Source organism: Actinoplanes oblitus (assembly GCF_030252345.1).
Lineage (GTDB): Bacteria > Actinomycetota > Actinomycetes > Mycobacteriales > Micromonosporaceae > Actinoplanes > Actinoplanes oblitus.
This window is the reverse complement of record NZ_CP126980.1, coordinates 4409435-4426659: the sequence shown is the minus strand read 5'-3', so window position 1 is coordinate 4426659 and position 17225 is coordinate 4409435. Positions and strand designations below refer to the sequence as shown.

Genomic DNA, 17225 nt, shown 5'->3' with positions numbered 1-17225 from the left:
TACGCTCGGCCGGATGTTCTCTCCTCACGGGCCGTCGCTGCGCGAGCTGTGCGTCCAGGCGCTGTCCTCGGTCGAACGCGGCTACGACCGGCTGGCGGAGAAGTTCGACCACACGCCGTTCCGCACCCCGCGCGGCATTCTCGACGCGACCGTCCGGGAGCTGTCGGCGGCCGGCCCGTTCCGCAGCGGCCTGGACGTCTGCTGCGGAACCGGCGCCGGGCTGACCGTGCTGCGGCGGCTGTGCCGGGAGCGCATCACCGGCGTCGACTTCAGCGCGGGCATGCTCCGCCAGGCGCGCGCCGCGGTGCCGGAGGCCGCGCTGGTGCGCGCCGACGCCCGGGCCCTGCCCTTCGCCGGCGGCTTCGACCTCGCGGTGACCTTCGGTGCGCTCGGGCACTTCCTGCCCTCGGAACGGCCGGCGCTGTTCGCCGGGGTGCACCGCGCGCTGCGCCCCGGCGGCCTCTTCGCCGTCGCGATCGGCGACCTGCCGTCCCGGGCCGGCAGCGTCTACTGGGCGACGCTCGGGCTGGACCTGGCCATGGTCGTCCGCAACACGGTGGTGGCCCCGCCCTTCGTCATGTACTACCGGACCACCCCGCCGCACGCGGTGCGGCGCGATCTGCGGGCCGCCGGTTTCGACGTGGAGACGGTCGAGCTGGCCACCGAGCATCGGAGTCCGGGCGACAACCTGCACTACTGGCTGCTCCTCGCCCGTCGCTGAAACCGCTCTGGCAGCTCGTCCCCGGTGACTCCCCGGCGCCGTCGCAGCGGCCGTCACACCCGCTAGAGCATCCTAGGAACCTAGCTGACTAGATGTGGCCTGCCGCACCGGCGGGAACGATCCGGCGGAACCCGATGTTGGTAGGTCCCATGACGAGCACCTTTTCGGCCGAGCCGCGCCTCTCGATCCTGGACCTCGCGCCGATCGCGCCCGGCGGCACCGTGGCGCAGGCCTTCGAGAACTCCGTCGCCCTGGCGCGTGCGGCCGAGAAGTACGGCTACGAGCGGGTCTGGTACGCCGAGCACCACAACATGGCCCGGATCGCGTCCAGCGCCACGAGCCTGCTGATCGGCCACATCGCCGGCCAGACCTCGACGATCCGCCTCGGCGCGGGCGGCATCATGCTGCCCAACCACGCCCCGCTGACGATCGCCGAGCAGTTCGGCACCCTGGCCTCGCTCTACCCCGGGCGCATCGACCTGGGCCTGGGCCGCGCGCCCGGCAGCGACCAGGTGACGATGCGGGCGATGCGCCGCGACCCGATGTCCGCCGAGAGCTTCCCGCAGGACGTCCTGGAGCTGCAGGGCTACCTGGGCGAGGAGTCGCGGGTCGCCGGTGTCCGGGCCACACCCGGCGCCGGGACGTACGTGCCGCTGTACATTCTCGGCTCGTCGATGTTCGGTGCCCGGCTCGCCGCCGCGTACGGCCTGCCCTACGCGTTCGCCTCGCACTTCTCCCCCGGCCTGCTGCACCAGGCGGTCGCGGCCTATCGCGCCGAGTTCCGGCCGTCGGCGCAGCTCGCCGAGCCGTACGTGATCGCCGGGGTGAACGTGGTCGCCGCCGCCTCCACCGAGTCCGCGCGGCAGCAGTTCGAGACCACCCGCCGCACCATCGTGCGCGGTCTGATCACCCGCTCCACCGGCCCGGCCGACTACTCGGACGAGGAGATCGACGAGTTCCTGACCACGCCGAACGGCCGGCAGCTCGCCTCGATGCTGACCTACGCGGCGGTGGGCACCCCGGACGAGGTCGCGGCGTACCTCACGGCGTTCGCCGAGGAGGCGCGGGCCGACGAGCTGATCCTGGCCCACCAGTCGACACTCATCGAGGACCGGGTGGAGTCGGTGCGGCTGACCGCCGGCGCGGTGCTGGGCGCGCGCGTCTGATCAGCCCCGGTCGACCGTCCTGATGGCGGTGGCGGGCGGGGGCAGTGGGTGCTGCCCCGGCTGCTGCTCCTCACGGAACCCCGCCAGCGCATCGATCGCTTCCACCTTGTCCGTCACGACCGCCGCAACGAGCGTCGATAGGTGTGAGGGGCGCCCCATCCTCACCGGATGACGCTCCGTCACCGCCGACCAGACCGGAGGCGGAGCCTACGGATGCGCTGATCTGGCTCCTCTGTGTCAAGACGTGGTCTGCATCGACGTTGTAGGGTTGTTGTCGGCGGGTTCGGGAAGTGATTTCTCCGAAGAGCCGGTGTGGGGATGAGAGCCGGTCACGCTGGAGTTCGTTGACGTTCCCCGGTGTCCTCCCGAACCCGTCGCCATCGCCGTGGTGGCGTCGTCGACCATCTGGCGGTATCGGACAGTCGCCGTTTCAGCGCCCGCATCGCTTCCATCGACGTCTTGCCGGTTGCTTTCCCGCGGTCGAGGTAGGCGCGGCCTTCGGCGGGATTGCGCAGCTGGACGGTCGCCATGATGTGCGGGACCCGGTTGATCTGCCGATCACCCGCTCGGGAGAGCCGGTGGCGGACCTGATCGCCGGAGGATGCGTCCGTGACCTCGTGGCCGGGCTCCTGGCACCGCTGCCGGTGAAGAACTGCTGGACCATTGCCGAACCCGCCGGCGAGGCGTCGGTGCACGCGCAACGATGCCGCCTCACGAGGCATCCGCCGCTTCGGCCATCTCCGCCGTGCTGTGGGCTCGGATCTCGCTGCTGGGCACGTCGCTGAACCGGGTCACCAGGGTGCGCACATGGTCCTGGGCGGGCGCGGCGAGCCTGTCGTAGACCGTGACGAACAGCTCCCGGGCCTGCGCCCGCGGCCAGTTCGCGGGCATCAGCTCGATCGGCAGCTCGGGATCGACGATGGGGAACTGCCGGTAGGCATCCATGATCTCGGTACGGGCTTGCACGGCGGCGGCACCGGAGACCTCTCCGGCGCGGATGCGGGGCAGCATCGGCTCCCAATGGCGGATGAAGGTGTGGTAGCGCCTCGCGATCGCGGCGACGTCCCAGGCGTCGATCGGGTTGCGGCTGGCCGGGGTGGCCAGGTCCACCTGCCGCGCCCGGAACATGGTCATGGTGCCCAGGGTGGTGGTCGTCAGTCGTTCCTTGACTACCGGGTTCGGTGCGTCGGGAGAGACCCAGAGGGCGTCGTACAGGGGCGCGAACCCCAGCCATCTCAGTTGCCCCCGGAGAGTTCGTCGCCGGCCGCGCTCATCCTGAGGGAACGAGAAGGACACGAGGGTCCAGTAACCGTCCCAGGGCTCCACCCGGTTGGCGAATCGGGCGATCCAGGCGCCGCCCGCGCTCAGATTGGCGGCGGCAGCCGTCGTGAGGCGGTAGGAGCTGTAGCGGCCGTCCCGGGAACTTTCCAGTATCCCGGCCCGGAACAGCCTGCTGATGGCGGTACGGGCAGCGCCGCTTCCGACCCCCGCCTCCTCCAGCAGCGCGACGATCGACGCCGACGGCAGCCAGGCCCGTGTACTCAGGGTGTAGTCGGCCAGGAGCGTCACGGCCAGATTCTGTGCGGTACTGCCGGCCTGTTGGCGCGGCAGGCGCACGCTCGCCGGGTCGTTGGGAAAGATGTCCTCGATGTCGTACGGGCTGACCACTTAGCTGCTCCGGCGTCGAGTGGGAGGTGATCGGCGGCGCGTGGTCGACGCGACGCCGATCACGAGTATCCATTCCACCCGCTGTTCCGCCGCGTCCGCGGGCGCACCGCCGTGCCACCTGAGCCGACGTTTGACAGTAGCGTGTCCCAGGGGCAACATGTTTGACACACATCGATGCTCGTCGACTCTGCCAACAGTTGCTCACCGGCGGCTCGGGCACATCGCGCGGCACCGATCGTCGGACGCCTCGTCTCGCCCGCGGGCGGCTCGATGGCTCCTGGCAACTGCCGACTCGCCCCGGAGGAGGAAGCATCGATGAACGAAGCTCCACGTCATCCCCACGAGCCCGGCCACCACGATCCGCTCGGGAGCGCGTCGGACGACGCCATTGCCCGGTCGCGTCGAGCATTTCTGCGCACCGGGGCCGTCGCGCTGGCCGGGCTGACTCTGGGCGTGGCGGAACCGGCGCTCGCGACGCCGGGCGGTCCGGGAAAGCCGCATGGCGCGACGCCGTTCGGACCGGTGGTGGTTGCCGATCCGGGATCCGGAGCGGCGTACGCCCGAGCCGTACGACTCGGCAATTCCCGGTCCTGGCTGGCGACGTTCCAGCAGTTCGGGGCGCCGGGATTCGCCATCCATCGGAGCGACGACGACGGCCGCACCTGGTATCCGCTGAGCAACGTGCCGAGCACCGGCGACACGTCGGGCGTCTGGCTGCAGCCGTTCCTGTACGAGCTGCCGCGCGCCTTCGCCGGCTTCCCCAAGGGCACGCTGTTGTTTGCCGGCAACGCGCTCGGGAACTTCACCAGCACAACGATCCAGCTGTACGCGAGCCGCGACCGCGGCGTCACGTGGACGTTCCTGAGCACGGTCGCGGAGGGCGGCGCGCCGATCCCGGAGAACGGCAACACGCCGGTGTGGGAGCCGTTCCTCCTGCTGCACAAAGACCGGCTCATCTGTTACTACTCCGATCAGCGAGACCCCCGGTACGGGCAGAAGCTGGCACACCAGAGCAGCCGGAATCTGCGTACCTGGGGACCGGTCGTCGACGACGCCGTGGGTACCGACTACGACCAGCGGCCCGGCATGACCACCGTCGCCCGGATACACGAGCGCCTGTGGATCCTGACCCACGAGGCCGGCGACAATTTCTACGCCGTCCACTACAAGCTGGCGAGGGATCCGGAGTCGTTCGGACCGGCCCGTGACATCGTGCTGCGCGACCAGGACGGCTACGTCCCGTCAGCCGCGCCGACCGTGTCGTGGTCGGACTCCGGCGGACCGAACGGGACGATCGTGGTGACGGCGAACGGCGACCAAGACCTCTTCGTCAATCGTCACCTGGGTGATCCCGGCAGATGGACGCGGGTGCCCTCGGCGATTCCCAGCGGCTACAGCCGGCAAACGATCCCGCTCGCGTGCCCGGATTCCCGGCGGCAACCCGGTCTTCTGTTCATCATCACCGGTCCGGATTACGCCGAGAACGGTCCGATCCAGGCCGGCGTGGTCCCACTGACCGGGCGGAGTCCCAGATGAGAACAAGAACCAAGGTCGGTACCGGACTGGCAGCCGTGATCGTCTCGGCGGTCGCGGTGCTCACCGTCGGTGCACCACCGGCTGATGCGGCGGCCGGCGGCTCCGGGCCGTACCCCGCCGACTACGAGACCTCGGCGAGCCTGGCCAATCACACCATCTACCGGCCGTCGACCCTACCGTCCGAGCACATGCCCATTGTCGTGTGGGGCAACGGAGGTTGCGCCGCCAACGGCACCGCGCAGATCAACTTCCTGCGAGAAATCTCCTCGTACGGCTTCCTGGTCGTCGCCAACGGAGCGCCCAACGGCTCCGGGTCCACCACGTCCTCGATGCTCACCCAGTCCATCGACTGGGCCGTCGCCCAGAACGCCCAGCCGAGCAGCAAGTACTACGGCCGGCTGGACACCAGCAAGGTCGCGGTCGGTGGCTGGTCGTGCGGAGGCCTGGAGGCGTACGCCGTCTCCAACGACTCGCGGATCACCACAACGCTGATCTTCAGCAGCGGATTGCTGAACGACGGCGACGACTATCAGCTCACCAGGCTGACCAAGCCGATCGCCTACTTCATCGGTGGACCCGGCGACATCGCGTACCCGAACGCCATCGACGACTGGGGCAAGCTGCCGGCCACGCTACCCGCCTTCATGGGCAACCTGAACGTCGGGCACGGCGGCACGTATGACCAGACCAACGGCGGCGAGTTCGGCCGCGTGGCGGTGTTGTACCTCAAGTGGCGGCTGAAGGGCGATCTCACCGCCGGCGCCAACTTCGTCGGCTCCGACTGCGGCCTGTGCCACAGCCAGTGGCAGGTACGGCAGAAGAACCTGACGCTCGGCGACGGCACCCCACCGAGCACACCGCCGGTCACGCCGTCCTCACCGTCGCCCGCACCGTCCGGCACTCCCGGCTGCACGGCGACCTACACGCTGCAGAACCAGTGGAACGGGGGATTCGTCGCCGGAGTCGTAGTCACCGCGGGAAGCGCCGCGCTCAACGGGTGGCGGGTCACCCTCGCCCTGCCCGGCGGCGCCACCATCACTTCGGTCTGGAACGCCGTCAACACCGGCACTACCGGGACGGTCACCATGGCGAACCAGTCGTACAACGGCCAGCTGGCCCCGGGTCAGACCGCCAGCTTCGGATTCCAGGGCACCGGCACAGGCACCGGAGCAAGCGCCACCTGTTCGGCGGGTTGACCGACCGGCGGCGGAGAACGTGCGCTCCGGCGATGGGAGATGTGCTTGGTCTGTGCGCCGATTACGGATCCACCGTCATGAGCGTGGCGAAAGCGTTCGTGTTCGCCCGCAAACCCGTCAGCACTCCGCGGTGGCCCGGGGCGGGGCTTTCGGCTCCTCCTGCGGCTCCTGCGCGACCGATCACCCGGTAAGGCCATAACAAGTTTTCCCGGAAGATTTCCGGAATATTTCAGAACCTGCGATATGGGCCGGTGGCGGTGCCGTCGCAGATTCTTCCTGTCCCTTTTCCGGGTGTTGGCCGCCTAGCGGCTCAGACCTTCCGCAGAGGGGCCTACCTTGCCGAGAGAAACTTACGAAGCATTTCCGAAAACTATTGTTCACGGGTGAGGCCTGTGCCTAGCATCCATCGATATCGAGATGAATCCATGAATGGCTCCGGTCGTTGTCGCATCGGCATCCCCCTCGGCGTACGGGTGGTCTCCGCCTGCCGGTGTGCCCTCGTGACCGCGACCCGGGCGCGGGTTCGAGAAGGGAGAGGCCATGGTGGCGGACAGCCCCTCAGTCCACCTCGGCGGTACGCGGCGCAGACGGTCGGTGGGAATACGGACCGTGGTCGGAGCCACGGTCACGGCGGCCGCCGTCGCGCTCGGCATGATCGCGATGGTCCCGGACGCGAGCGCGGCGGCGAACACGCTCGGCGCCGCGGCCGCGCAGTCCGGCCGCTACTTCGGTACGGCCATCGCGGCCGGCCGGCTCAGCGATTCGACCTACACCTCGATCGCCGGGCGTGAGTTCACCATGGTCACGGCCGAGAACGAGATGAAGCCGGACGCCACCGAGCCGCAGCGGGGCCAGTTCAACTTCAGTGCCGGTGACCAGATCTACAACTGGGCGACCCAGCGCGGCATGAGGGTCCGTGGGCACACCCTGGCCTGGCACGCGCAGCAGCCGAGCTGGTGGGGCGGTATCAGCGGCAGCACCCTGCGCCAGGCGATGATCGACCACATCAACGGCGTGATGGCGCACTACAAGGGCAAGCTCGCCTACTGGGACGTGGTCAACGAGGCCTTCGCCGAGAACGGCAGCCGCCGGAGCTCCAACCTGCAGGCCACCGGCAACGACTGGATCGAGGTCGCGTTCCGCACCGCGCGGGCCGCCGACCCGTCGGTCAAGCTCTGCTACAACGACTACAACATCGAGAACTGGGCGTACGCGAAGACGCAGGGCGTCTACAACATGATCCGGGACTTCAAGTCCCGCGGCGTCCCGATCGACTGCGTCGGCCTGCAGACCCACTTCACCGGCGGCAGCTCGCTGCCCGGCAACTTCCAGCAGACCCTCGCCAGCTTCGCCGACCTCGGCGTCGACGTGGCCCTGACCGAGGCCGACGTCACCAACGCGTCCACCTCGCAGTACGCCGGCCTGACCCAGGCCTGCGTCAACGTGCCGAGGTGCGTCGGCATCACGGTCTGGGGCGTACGCGACAGCGACTCCTGGCGCTCCAGCGAGAGCCCGCTGCTGTTCGACGGCGGCGGCAACAAGAAGGCCGCGTACACCTCGGTGCTCAACGCCCTCAACGCCGCCGAGCCGAGCACCCCGGCATCCCCGAGCGTGCCGGTTTCGCCCAGCGTGCCGAATTCCCCGAGCCCCAGCACCCCCACCGATGACAACCCCTACCAGCGGGGACCGGATCCCACCGTGGCGAGCGTCGCCGCACAGTACGGGCCGTTCGCCACCGCCCAGATCACGGTGCCGCCCGGCAACGGCTTCAACGGCGGCTTCATCTACTACCCCACCGACACCAGTCACACGTACGGCGCGGTCGCCATCGTGCCCGGCTACACCGCCCTGTTCGCCAATGAGGAAGCCTGGATGGGTCCGCGGCTGGCGTCCTTCGGGTTCGTCGTCATCGGCGTCGAGACCAACAGCCGCAACGACTACGACGCCGCCCGCGGCACCCAGCTGCTCGCCGCCCTGGACTACCTGACCAACTCCAGCGCGGTACGTGACCGGGTCGACCGCAACCGGCTGTCGGTCATCGGCCACTCGATGGGCGGCGGCGGTGCCCTGTACGCCGCCACCCAGCGCCCGTCGCTGAAGGCCGCCATCGGCCTCGCGCCGTTCAAGCCGTCGGGCAACCTGGCCTCGGACAACGTGCCGACGATGATCATCGGCGGGATCAACGACACCACTGTCACGCCGTCCTACCTCGACGGCCTCTACCCGACCCTCCCGGCGGCGACGCCCGGCGCGTACATCCAGCTCGCCAACGCCGACCACCTCTACTTCACCCGGCCCAACGACATCGAGCTGCGCAGTCAGATCGAATGGCTGAAGATCTTCGTCGACAACGACACCCGCTACACCCAGTTCCTCTGCCCGAGCATCAAGGACACCACCGGCATCGTCCGGTCGAACGTCAAGTGTTCGACCATCCCGAGCGGCGGTTCGACGCCTTCGAGCCCGTCCGTCCCGCCGTCCAGCTCGCCGCCCGTGCCGTCGCCGCGGCGGATCCTCGGGTCTCAGTCGGGCCGGTGCGTCGACGTGCCCAACGCCACCCGCAACAACGGCACCCGGGTGCAGCTCTACGACTGCAACGGCCAGGCCAACCAGCAGTGGACCTACACCTCGAGCAAGCAACTGACGGTGTACGGCGACGTGTGCCTGGACGCGGCCGGCTCCGGCAACGGGTCGGCGGTCCAGATCTACAGCTGTAACGGCCAGGCCAACCAGCAGTGGAACGTCAACGCCGACGGGACCATCACTGGAGTCCAGTCAGGCCGCTGCCTCGATGTGTGGGGCACCGGCAACGGCCAGCAGATCCAGCTCTGGGACTGCAGCGGCCAGGCCAACCAGCGGTTCAGCCTGAGCTGACCGAGCCGGCATCCCGTCGTCGAAAAGAAGGTCTGATGAAACGCCTCTTGTATGCCCTGCTCGCGGCCGGCACGGCGCTGGTCGCCGGCCTCGCCGCGATCCTGATGACCGGTTCCCCGGCGATGGCGGCGAGCCTGACCCGGGTGACCAACTTCGGCACCAACCCGACCAACCTCAACATGTACATCTACGTGCCGGCCAACCTCGCTCCCCGGCCGGCGCTGCTGGTGCTGGTGCACTACTGCAGCGGTTCGGCAAGCGCGGTCTTCAACGGCAACGGCCACGATTACGTCACCGCCGCCGACCGCTACGGCTACATCATGGTGCTGCCCGAGGCCACCCGCAGCGGCGGCTGCTTCGACGTGTCGACCGCCGCCGGGCTCCGGCGCAACGGCGGCAGCGACTCCACCGGCATCATGTCGATGGTCGGCTACGCCCGCTCGCACTACCCGAGCATCGACTCCTCCCGCATCGTGGTGTCCGGGTTCTCCTCCGGCGCCATGATGACCAACGTCCTGGCCGCCGAGTACCCGGACGTGTTCAGCGCCGGGTCGGCCTTCTCCGGCGTACCGGCCGGCTGTTTCGCCACCAGCGACGGGTCGATGTGGAACAGCCAGTGCTCCGGCGGCAACGTCATCCGGACGGCCCAGCAGTGGGGCGACACCGCCCGGGCCATGTACCCGGGCTACACCGGCGCCTACCCGCGCATGCAGTTGTGGCACGGCACCACCGACACCACGCTCGCCTATCCCAACTTCGGCGAGGAGATCAAGCAGTGGACCAACCTGCACGGCCTGTCGCAGACGCCGGCGTACACCGACCACCCGCAGTCCACCTGGACCCGGACCCGCTACGGTGACACCGGCACCCGGGCGACCGTCGAGGGGATCAGCATCTCCGGTGCCGGCCACCAGCTTCCGATGAGCGGTCAGATCGCGTACGCGATCTCCTTCCTCGGACTCGACCAGCCGTCGACCCCGCCGTCGTCAAGCCCGTCGTCATCACCCCCGCCCCCGGGGGGCGCGAACGAGATCGTGGGGACCCAGTCCGGCCGGTGCGTCGACGTGCCCGGTGCGGCGCGCACCAACGGGACGCGGGTGCAGCTCTACGACTGCCACGGCCAGGCCAACCAGCAGTGGACGTACACGGCAAGCAAGCAGCTCCAGGTGTACGGCAGCATGTGCCTGGACGCCGCCGGGTCCGGCAACGGGTCTGCGGTGCAGATCTACTCCTGTAACGGCCAGAGCAACCAGCAGTGGAACGTCAACGCCAACGGCACCGTCACCGGCGTCCAGTCCGGCCGCTGCGTGGACGTCTGGGGCACCGGCAACGGGCAGCAGGTCCAGATCTACGACTGCAACGGGCAGCCCAACCAGCAGTTCAAGCTCGTACCCCTGGGTGGCTCGTCGTAGGCCCGGCCGTCATCGGTCCCGCCGTCGTCGCGCCCCGGGCGCGACGACGGCGGCGGCGGGAAAGCTAGTCTGAGCCGTATCGCTCGACGAGCGCGTTGCCGATCGAGGCGAGGTGGTCCCGCACACCCGGAGGGCCGGTCACCTCGACCCAGGCGACCAGCCCGGCGAGTTCGCCGGCGAGTATGTATTCGTCGTTGCCGCGGATCACGACCTCGATGCGGCCGTCGGTCGTGGCACCTCCCACCTCGAGCCGATCACCGAACCCCATCCGGAGCACGCCTATCCCGTAGGGCGCGCACACTGCCCGGACCTCGAGGGGTGTTCGCTGGCGTTCGACCTCGTCCGCCATCGCGCGCCAGCTCTCGGCAAGATCGAAGTCATCGGGCCGGTGCACGGGATCGCCGGTCGCGTCGACGGACGACACACGGTCAATCCGGAAGGTCCGCCGACCGGCCTCGGTACTGGCGACGAGATACCGCGCCGGGCCTTTGGCGACGATGCCCAGCGGGTGGACGGTTCGCTCGGTTTCGCGGCGTTCCCGGTCGACATAGCCGAGCCGGACCTGGACGCCGCGGATCACCGCGTCCTGGAGCTCGTCGAGGAAGCGAGGCGGTCGGCACTCGACCCGGCTCCACCCCCATCGTTCCGGGTCCACGACGAGCGACGACGCCGCCGCCGTGGCCGGCACCCGGAACGGCTCCGGCAAGGCATGGACGAGCTTGCGCAGCGCCGCCTTCCCGATCGACGTCACCGACAAGGCCGGTCCGGCGACCAGAAACAGGGCGCGGGCCTCACTCGCGGTCAACCCGGAAAGGTCGGTGCGGGCGCCGCCCACGAGGCGCCAGCCGCCGCTGCGGCCCCGCACGGAGTACACCGGCACTCCGGCCATGCCCAGGGCGTCGAGGTCGCGGCGGGCGGTGCGCTCGGAGATCTCCAACTCCCGGGCGACCTCCGCCGCGGTCACCTGCTCGCGGTGTTGCAGTAGAAGAAGAATGGCCATCAACCGGTCGGCTCGCACCCGGACAACACTTCCGCGAAAACCGGACAGCAGGTGACCGGTATCGGTCGGCAGGATGCCGGCATGACCACCGATTTTCCCGAGCCCACCCGCATTTCGGTCAACGGTGTGGAACTCGAAGTCTTCGAAGCCGGCCGGCAGAACGCCGGGAACCCCATCGTGCTCTGTCACGGCTGGCCCGAGCACGCCTTTTCCTGGCGCCATCAGGTGCCGGCCCTGGCCGCGGCGGGATACCACGTCATCGTCCCGAATCAGCGGGGTTACGGCAACTCGTCGCGTCCGGCCGAAGTCACCGACTACGACATCGCACACCTGTCGGGCGACCTCGTCGCCCTCCTCGATCACTACGGCTACGAGGACGCCACCTTTGTCGGCCACGACTGGGGCGCGTTCGTCGTCTGGGGCCTGACCCTGCTGCACCCGGACCGGGTCAACGGCGTGGTGGCGCTGAGCGTGCCCTACCAAGAGCGCGGAGAAATTCCGTGGATCGAGTTCATGGAGGCCGTGCTCGGCGCCGACTTCTACTTCGTCCACTTCAACCGGCAGCCGGGCGTCGCGGACGCCGTGTTCGAGGAGAACACGGTCCGATTCCTTCGGAACCTGTACCGGAAGAACGTGCCCCTCGCAGAGCCTCAGCCGGGCAATGCGTTGATCAACCTCGCCAGAGCGGAAACCCCACTCGGTGAGTCCGTCATGAGTGACAGCGAACTGGCCGTCTTCGTCTCGGCCTTCGCCTCGACAGGGTTCACCGGTGGCATCAACTGGTACCGAAACCTGGACCGCAACTGGCGCCTGCTGGCGGACGTGGACCCGATCATCCGACAGCCCGCCCTCATGATCTACGGCGACCGCGACACGGTCGCGAGGGCTGAACGACTGACGGAGTTCGTGCCGAATGTGGAAGTGCTCAGTCTGGACTGCGGTCATTGGATCCAGCAGGAAAAGCCGGCGGAGACGACCGAGGCGATTCTGAAGTGGCTGGCCCGGCGCGATGCCCCCTGTACCTGATCAGGCCTGGTGAAACATCGCGGCCAGCGCCGCGTCCGAGGCGCGCAGGGCGTCCCGGTCGAAGGTGCTGCCCGCGGCGACCAGTTCGGCGGCACCGGTGCGCTCCAGCAGCTCAGCGAGCCGGCGCTCCACCCGCTCCGGCGTGCCGGCGATCGCCGCGGCGGCCGTCTGCTCGAGGTACTGCCGCTGTCGCGCGGTCCACCTGGCGGCCCGGACCGTGGCCACCGGTTCCAGGGGCGGGAAGACGCCTTCGGTACGACTGCGCGCCATCGCCCACGCCTCCGGCAGCAGCAGCTCGGCGGCGATCGGCAGGCCGGTGCCGGTGGCCAGCACGTACATCGGGATGGCCGGGTCCGGCCGCGGGTGCGCGGTTGATGGTGCGGCAAGCCGCACCGCACTGTTGATCACGAAGAGTGCAGCGCCGGCCGGGCGGCCCTTGTTCCCGGCCGAGCGTGGGCCGGGCCTGCGCGCTGTGGCAACCACCGTGCGCGCGATGACAACGACGTCCGCACCGGCCTTGGCCATCATTGATGAATGTCAGCGCGCCGGGACCGGCGACGACGGCATGCCGAGAAGAACGGGGGCGGTAAACATGCGGGGGATGACCAGGAGACGCCTGCTGGGGGCGACCGCCGGCGCGGCCGTCGCCACGGGCCTGGGGTCGCTGGCCACGGCGACACCGGCGGCGGCAGCGCGTACCAAAAATCTGTTTCTCAGCGGGCAGACCGGCAATCTGAGCCTGATCACGCCGGCCGGCGAGATGCTGATGTATTACCACAACGAATGGCAGTACGGCGGCCCGTCGATCATCGGTCCGCAGCCGCGCGGAAGCGGGTGGAACAGGTACGGCCTGATCGCCACATCGGGCATGTACGGCAGCTACGACAACCTCTACATCGGGCTGGCCTCGGACGGCGTCTACGCCTACTACTGGAGCCAGGGCGAGAACCGGTGGCGCAACGACGGCGCGCCCGTCTGGACGGCGCCGCGGACCGGCAGTTGGGCCAACACCCGGCTCTTCTTCGGTGGCGGCACCAACCAGGGCAACGCCAACAGCGGCGGAACCTACTTCTACACCATCGACACCGCCGGCACCCTCTACCGCCACATTTATGAGGGCCTGCCCGGGGAGGGCGGGCAATGGTCGCGGGACAGCGGGACGAGGATCGGCGTCGGCTGGGACTTCACCTATGTCACGGCGGACACCCTCAACGTGTTCTGGGGAGTCAAGCCGAACGGCGATCTGTACTGGTACAGGTACAGCGGCCCGACAAACGGCGACATCACGGGCTGGCAAGGCGGAACCGTGGTGGGTACCGGCTGGCTCGGCGGGACGTACGGCTACCAGACGGTGCAGTCGGCGGGCGCCGGCGGCCTCTACATGATCGACCGGAACGGCGACCTGCGCTGGAACAAGGAGCTGAACTACTGGGTCGGCGAGCCGACCTGGCAGTACCCGACCGGTGGCGGCCGGATCCTCGGCCCCGGCTGGATGTGAGAGCCGGCCGGGGTGCCCGGCCCCGGCCGACCGTCACAGGCGGAACCGGTCGGAGACGGTTCTGAGCTGGTGGGACAGGTGGCTGAGTTCCACCGCTGCCGCCTCGGTCTGGTTGGCCGCCTCGTGGGTGAGCGTGGTCGTGCCGGTCACCCGGCTGATGGAACCGGCGACGGCCTGCGCGGAGCGCTGCGCCACCTCGACGTTCGCGACGATCTGGCTGGTGGCGCCGGTCTGGGCCTGCACCGCCGTGGAGATCGAGTGCTGGAGTTCGTCGATGCGGGAGATGACCTGACCGATCCGCTGGATCGCCTCGAAGGCGGTGGTGGTGTCGGCCTGCATGGCGGTGACCTTGGCGGAGATGTCGCCGGTCGCCGACGCCGTCTCCTGCGACAGGTCCTTGACCTCGCCGGCCACCACGGCGAAGCCCTTGCCGTGCTCGCCGGCCCGGGCGGCCTCGATGGTGGCGTTGAGGGCCAGCAGGTTGGTCTGCTCCGCGATCGAGGTGATGATGCTGACGACGGCCGACACCTCGTCGCTGGAGCTGCGCAGCCGCTCGATCATGCCGTTCGCGTCCGAGGCCAGGCCGACCGCCTCGCGGGCCACCGAGCCGGCCTCGGCCACCGCCGACGTGATCTCCTGGATCGAGGAGTCGAGGTCGTGCGCGGCGCTGGTGGTCCCGCCCACGCCGGCGGTCACCTGGTCGATCTCCTGGTTGGCCTCGGCGGCCTCGGCCGACGCGGTGCCGGCGCCCTCGGACAGGTGCCGGCTCGTCGCCGACAGCTCCTCGGAGGCGGCGGCCACCGAGGCGGCGTTCCCGTTGATCTCCGAGACGGCGGCGCGCAGCGAGACGACGATGGTGTCGAGGCTCTCGCCGAGCTGGGACAGTTCGTCGCTGCCGGGCAGCCGGGCGTCGACGGTCAGGTCGTAGTCGGCGACCGCGCGGGCCGCCGTCAGGCACTTGTCCACCCGGCGGGCGATCCGGCGGGCCAGCAGCATCGCGGCGCCGCCCAGCACGAGCGCCGCGAGCAGGCCGGTCACCAGCGCCAGGGTCTTGGCGAAGCGGGCCTCCGAGGTGGCGCTGTCGTAGGCCTCCTTGACCCGCTCGTTGATCGCGGCCTGCAGGGCACCGATGGCCTGCGCGGCTTTCGCGTCGACGGCGTCGTAGTCGCCGCGGGCCGCGAGTGCCGCGGTCCGCTTCGGGTCCGAGGCCACCCGGCTGGCCAGGGTGACGATGCGCTGCCCGGAGGCGATCAGGTCGTTGAGCACCGGCAGCACCGCGTCGGCCCGGGACCGGATCGCCGGCAGGTGACGGATGGCGTCGTCCACCCCGGTACGGGCCTGGTGGACGTTCTCGCCGAGCTTGTCGAGAACCTCCTGCCGTTCGGTGGCGTCGTTGGTGACCAGTGCCGCCAGCACGTTGCCGCGGAACAGCACGCGGGCGATGTCTGCCGACTGAGCCGCCTGCAGGGCGACGGCGGCGTTGCGCGCGGTGGCCTGCTGGGCGGCGAGGGCGTACGTACCGATGTAGCCGATCGCGCTCGCCGTCATGACCAGCAGGAAACCGGCGACGGCGAGCGCCGCCACCTGGCGCCGGATCGTGAGTGTCACGCTGACCTCCCGCCGTCAGATTAATAAGCAGAGTTCGTGTTTGTGCCGATTCGCCTCAGCCCGCCCGGCATCCGCCCGAACAGAGGGGCATGGGACGACGCATCCTTCCCTTGCTGGCCGGGCTGCTGCTCACCGCCGGCATCGCCGGCTGCGGATCCGATGCCGGCACCACGACGGTGGACCGCCTGGCCGAGGCCCGCGCCGCGCTGCCCGCCGACATCAAGCAGTCGGGCCGGCTGGTCGGCGGCACCGACCCCACGTTCGAGCCGATGACCTTTCAGCAGGGCGGCACCTACACCGGCCTGGACGTCCAGCTCGTCGAGGCGATGGCCGCCCGGCTCGGCCTGAAGGTCGCCTGGCAGACGGTCAGCTTCGGCGACCTGCTGGACAACGTCGAGCAGCACAAGATCGACGTGTCGGTCTCGTCGATGTTCGACAGGGCGGAACGGCAGAAGAAGGCCGACTTCGTCAACTACCTGAACGCCGGCACCTCGATCGTCGTGGGCAAAGGCACCGGTGACATCGGCGGCATGCCGGGACTCTGCGGGCGCCGGGTGGCCGTGCAGCCTGACACCGTCTACGTCGACATGGCCGGCGCGCAGGCCGCGAAGTGCCGGAAGAAGCTGACCCTGGTCCGCACCGCCACACCGTCGGTCGCGGTGGCACGGCGCAGCGCCGACGCCGCACTCAACGACTTCCCGATCGCCGCCCTGGACGTCCAGCGCAACGCCGGGCTGGAGTTGTCCGGGCCACAGATCGAGGCCATTCCGTACGGCATCGGCGTCGCCAAGGACCGCAAGGCCCTGACCACCGCGCTGCAGACGGCGCTGTACTCGCTGATCGACGACGGCTCGTACGACGCCCTGCTGGCCAAGTGGAAGGTCACCGAGGGCGCCCTGCGCACCGGCGCGATCAACGGCGGCGCCTGAGCGTCAGGCGGTCACGCCGCCCGCCGGTGGCCGGCCGGCCAGTCCGGCGCGGGACCGCGGTGATGCGGCACGCCGCCGCTCAGCCGGTGCGGGAAGCGCCGCGTCCGGCGCGGGCGGGGCACCGGGCCCGGCGCGGCCGTGGTGGGCCACAGCTGGTGCCGGCAGTCCGGCCCGCACCACCGGGTGCGCAGGCCACGGCGCTCCAGCTCGGCGCGCACGAAGCTCATCCAGGCCGGCGGCTCGTCCGGGCTGCACCGGCCGACCAGGCAGGCGGGGAACGCCGGGTCGCCGATCGCCCGGGCTCGCCGGTGGATGCACAGGTCGGCGAGGATGTCGTCGACCCGGTGCGGGCTGGCGGCGATGTGCAGCGCCCACCGGTCGGTGAGCGGGAACGACGGCTGCGTCAACATCGGTGGTCACCTCCGGAAACCTGCTGACTCCACCAATAAAACCTGGGCCGGCGGCTGTCAACCCGCTTGCACTCGACCCGCGAGAGTGCTAATCCAGAAGTAGCGCACTTGAGTCTCCGGGACTCAACTGCCGGGCGATCCCCGGCAGCGCACCCCACAGGTGAAGCAGCACCGGAGGAGG

Annotated in this window: 14 protein-coding genes; 9 read left to right on the top strand and 5 right to left on the bottom strand. The window is 69.7% G+C overall.

The features are described 5' to 3' along the window. Positions 1 to 13: 13 nt before the first annotated feature. Both Actob_RS19825 and Actob_RS19820 read left to right on the top strand, forming a co-directional pair. Entirely contained in the window at positions 14 to 721 is a 708-nt protein-coding gene (locus tag Actob_RS19825; RefSeq protein WP_284921779.1) for a class I SAM-dependent DNA methyltransferase, read from the top strand. Between the two features lie 149 nt (positions 722 to 870). After that, complete coding sequence (locus Actob_RS19820; protein WP_284921778.1) at positions 871 to 1887, top strand: LLM class flavin-dependent oxidoreductase; 1017 nt, start codon at positions 871 to 873, stop codon at positions 1885 to 1887. 711 nt (positions 1888 to 2598) lie between these two features. On the opposite strand, the gene Actob_RS19815 is transcribed toward Actob_RS19820, so the two are convergent. Beyond that, complete coding sequence (locus tag Actob_RS19815) at positions 2599 to 3555, bottom strand: PaaX family transcriptional regulator (protein ID WP_284921777.1); 957 nt, start codon at positions 3553 to 3555, stop codon at positions 2599 to 2601. Positions 3556 to 4008: 453 nt separating this feature from the next. Between Actob_RS19815 and Actob_RS19810 the strand changes: the two genes are divergently transcribed. The 4 genes from Actob_RS19810 (at position 4009) to Actob_RS19795 (ending at position 10573) form a co-directional block, all read left to right on the top strand. Continuing rightward, positions 4009 to 5091 carry a sialidase family protein gene (locus tag Actob_RS19810; protein WP_407653676.1) on the top strand — a complete coding sequence of 361 codons (1083 nt, stop codon included), beginning with the start codon at positions 4009 to 4011 and terminating at the stop codon, positions 5089 to 5091. Next, on the top strand, positions 5088 to 6287 hold the full coding sequence (locus Actob_RS19805; RefSeq protein WP_284921775.1) for a cellulose binding domain-containing protein: 1200 nt from the start codon (positions 5088 to 5090) through the stop codon (positions 6285 to 6287). Before Actob_RS19810 ends, Actob_RS19805 begins: the two co-directional genes overlap by 4 nt. Before the next feature lie 543 nt (positions 6288 to 6830). Further along, positions 6831 to 9161: an endo-1,4-beta-xylanase gene (locus Actob_RS19800; RefSeq protein ID WP_284922352.1), complete on the top strand. Its 2331-nt coding sequence runs from the start codon at positions 6831 to 6833 to the stop codon at positions 9159 to 9161. A 35-nt stretch (positions 9162 to 9196) separates the two neighbouring features. Next, on the top strand, positions 9197 to 10573 hold the full coding sequence (locus Actob_RS19795) for an extracellular catalytic domain type 1 short-chain-length polyhydroxyalkanoate depolymerase (protein WP_284921774.1): 1377 nt from the start codon (positions 9197 to 9199) through the stop codon (positions 10571 to 10573). 64 nt (positions 10574 to 10637) lie between these two features. Here Actob_RS19795 and Actob_RS19790 read toward each other — a convergent pair whose 3' ends face one another. Further along, positions 10638 to 11591 carry a helix-turn-helix transcriptional regulator gene (locus Actob_RS19790; protein WP_284921773.1) on the bottom strand — a complete coding sequence of 318 codons (954 nt, stop codon included), beginning with the start codon at positions 11589 to 11591 and terminating at the stop codon, positions 10638 to 10640. A gap of 63 nt (positions 11592 to 11654) precedes the next feature. Here Actob_RS19790 and Actob_RS19785 point away from each other — a divergent pair, with 63 nt between their 5' ends. Beyond that, positions 11655 to 12599: an alpha/beta fold hydrolase gene (locus Actob_RS19785; RefSeq protein WP_284921772.1), complete on the top strand. Its 945-nt coding sequence runs from the start codon at positions 11655 to 11657 to the stop codon at positions 12597 to 12599. Here Actob_RS19785 and Actob_RS19780 read toward each other — a convergent pair whose 3' ends face one another. After that, on the bottom strand, positions 12600 to 12992 hold the full coding sequence (locus Actob_RS19780; protein ID WP_284921771.1) for a hypothetical protein: 393 nt from the start codon (positions 12990 to 12992) through the stop codon (positions 12600 to 12602). 208 nt (positions 12993 to 13200) lie between these two features. On the opposite strand from Actob_RS19780, the gene Actob_RS19775 reads away from it, so the two are divergent. Further along, positions 13201 to 14097: a tachylectin-related carbohydrate-binding protein gene (locus tag Actob_RS19775; protein WP_284921770.1), complete on the top strand. Its 897-nt coding sequence runs from the start codon at positions 13201 to 13203 to the stop codon at positions 14095 to 14097. A 33-nt stretch (positions 14098 to 14130) separates the two neighbouring features. Here Actob_RS19775 and Actob_RS19770 read toward each other — a convergent pair whose 3' ends face one another. After that, entirely contained in the window at positions 14131 to 15705 is a 1575-nt protein-coding gene (locus Actob_RS19770) for a methyl-accepting chemotaxis protein (protein WP_284921769.1), read from the bottom strand. 89 nt (positions 15706 to 15794) lie between these two features. On the opposite strand from Actob_RS19770, the gene Actob_RS19765 reads away from it, so the two are divergent. Then, on the top strand, positions 15795 to 16634 hold the full coding sequence (locus Actob_RS19765; protein ID WP_284921768.1) for a transporter substrate-binding domain-containing protein: 840 nt from the start codon (positions 15795 to 15797) through the stop codon (positions 16632 to 16634). An 11-nt stretch (positions 16635 to 16645) separates the two neighbouring features. Here the strand turns inward: Actob_RS19765 and Actob_RS19760 are convergent, their stop codons facing one another. Further along, the gene (locus tag Actob_RS19760; RefSeq protein ID WP_284921767.1) at positions 16646 to 17044 is read right to left on the bottom strand and encodes a hypothetical protein; all 399 of its coding nucleotides are present in this window, start codon (positions 17042 to 17044) and stop codon (positions 16646 to 16648) included. Between the last annotated feature and the right edge of the window lie 181 nt (positions 17045 to 17225).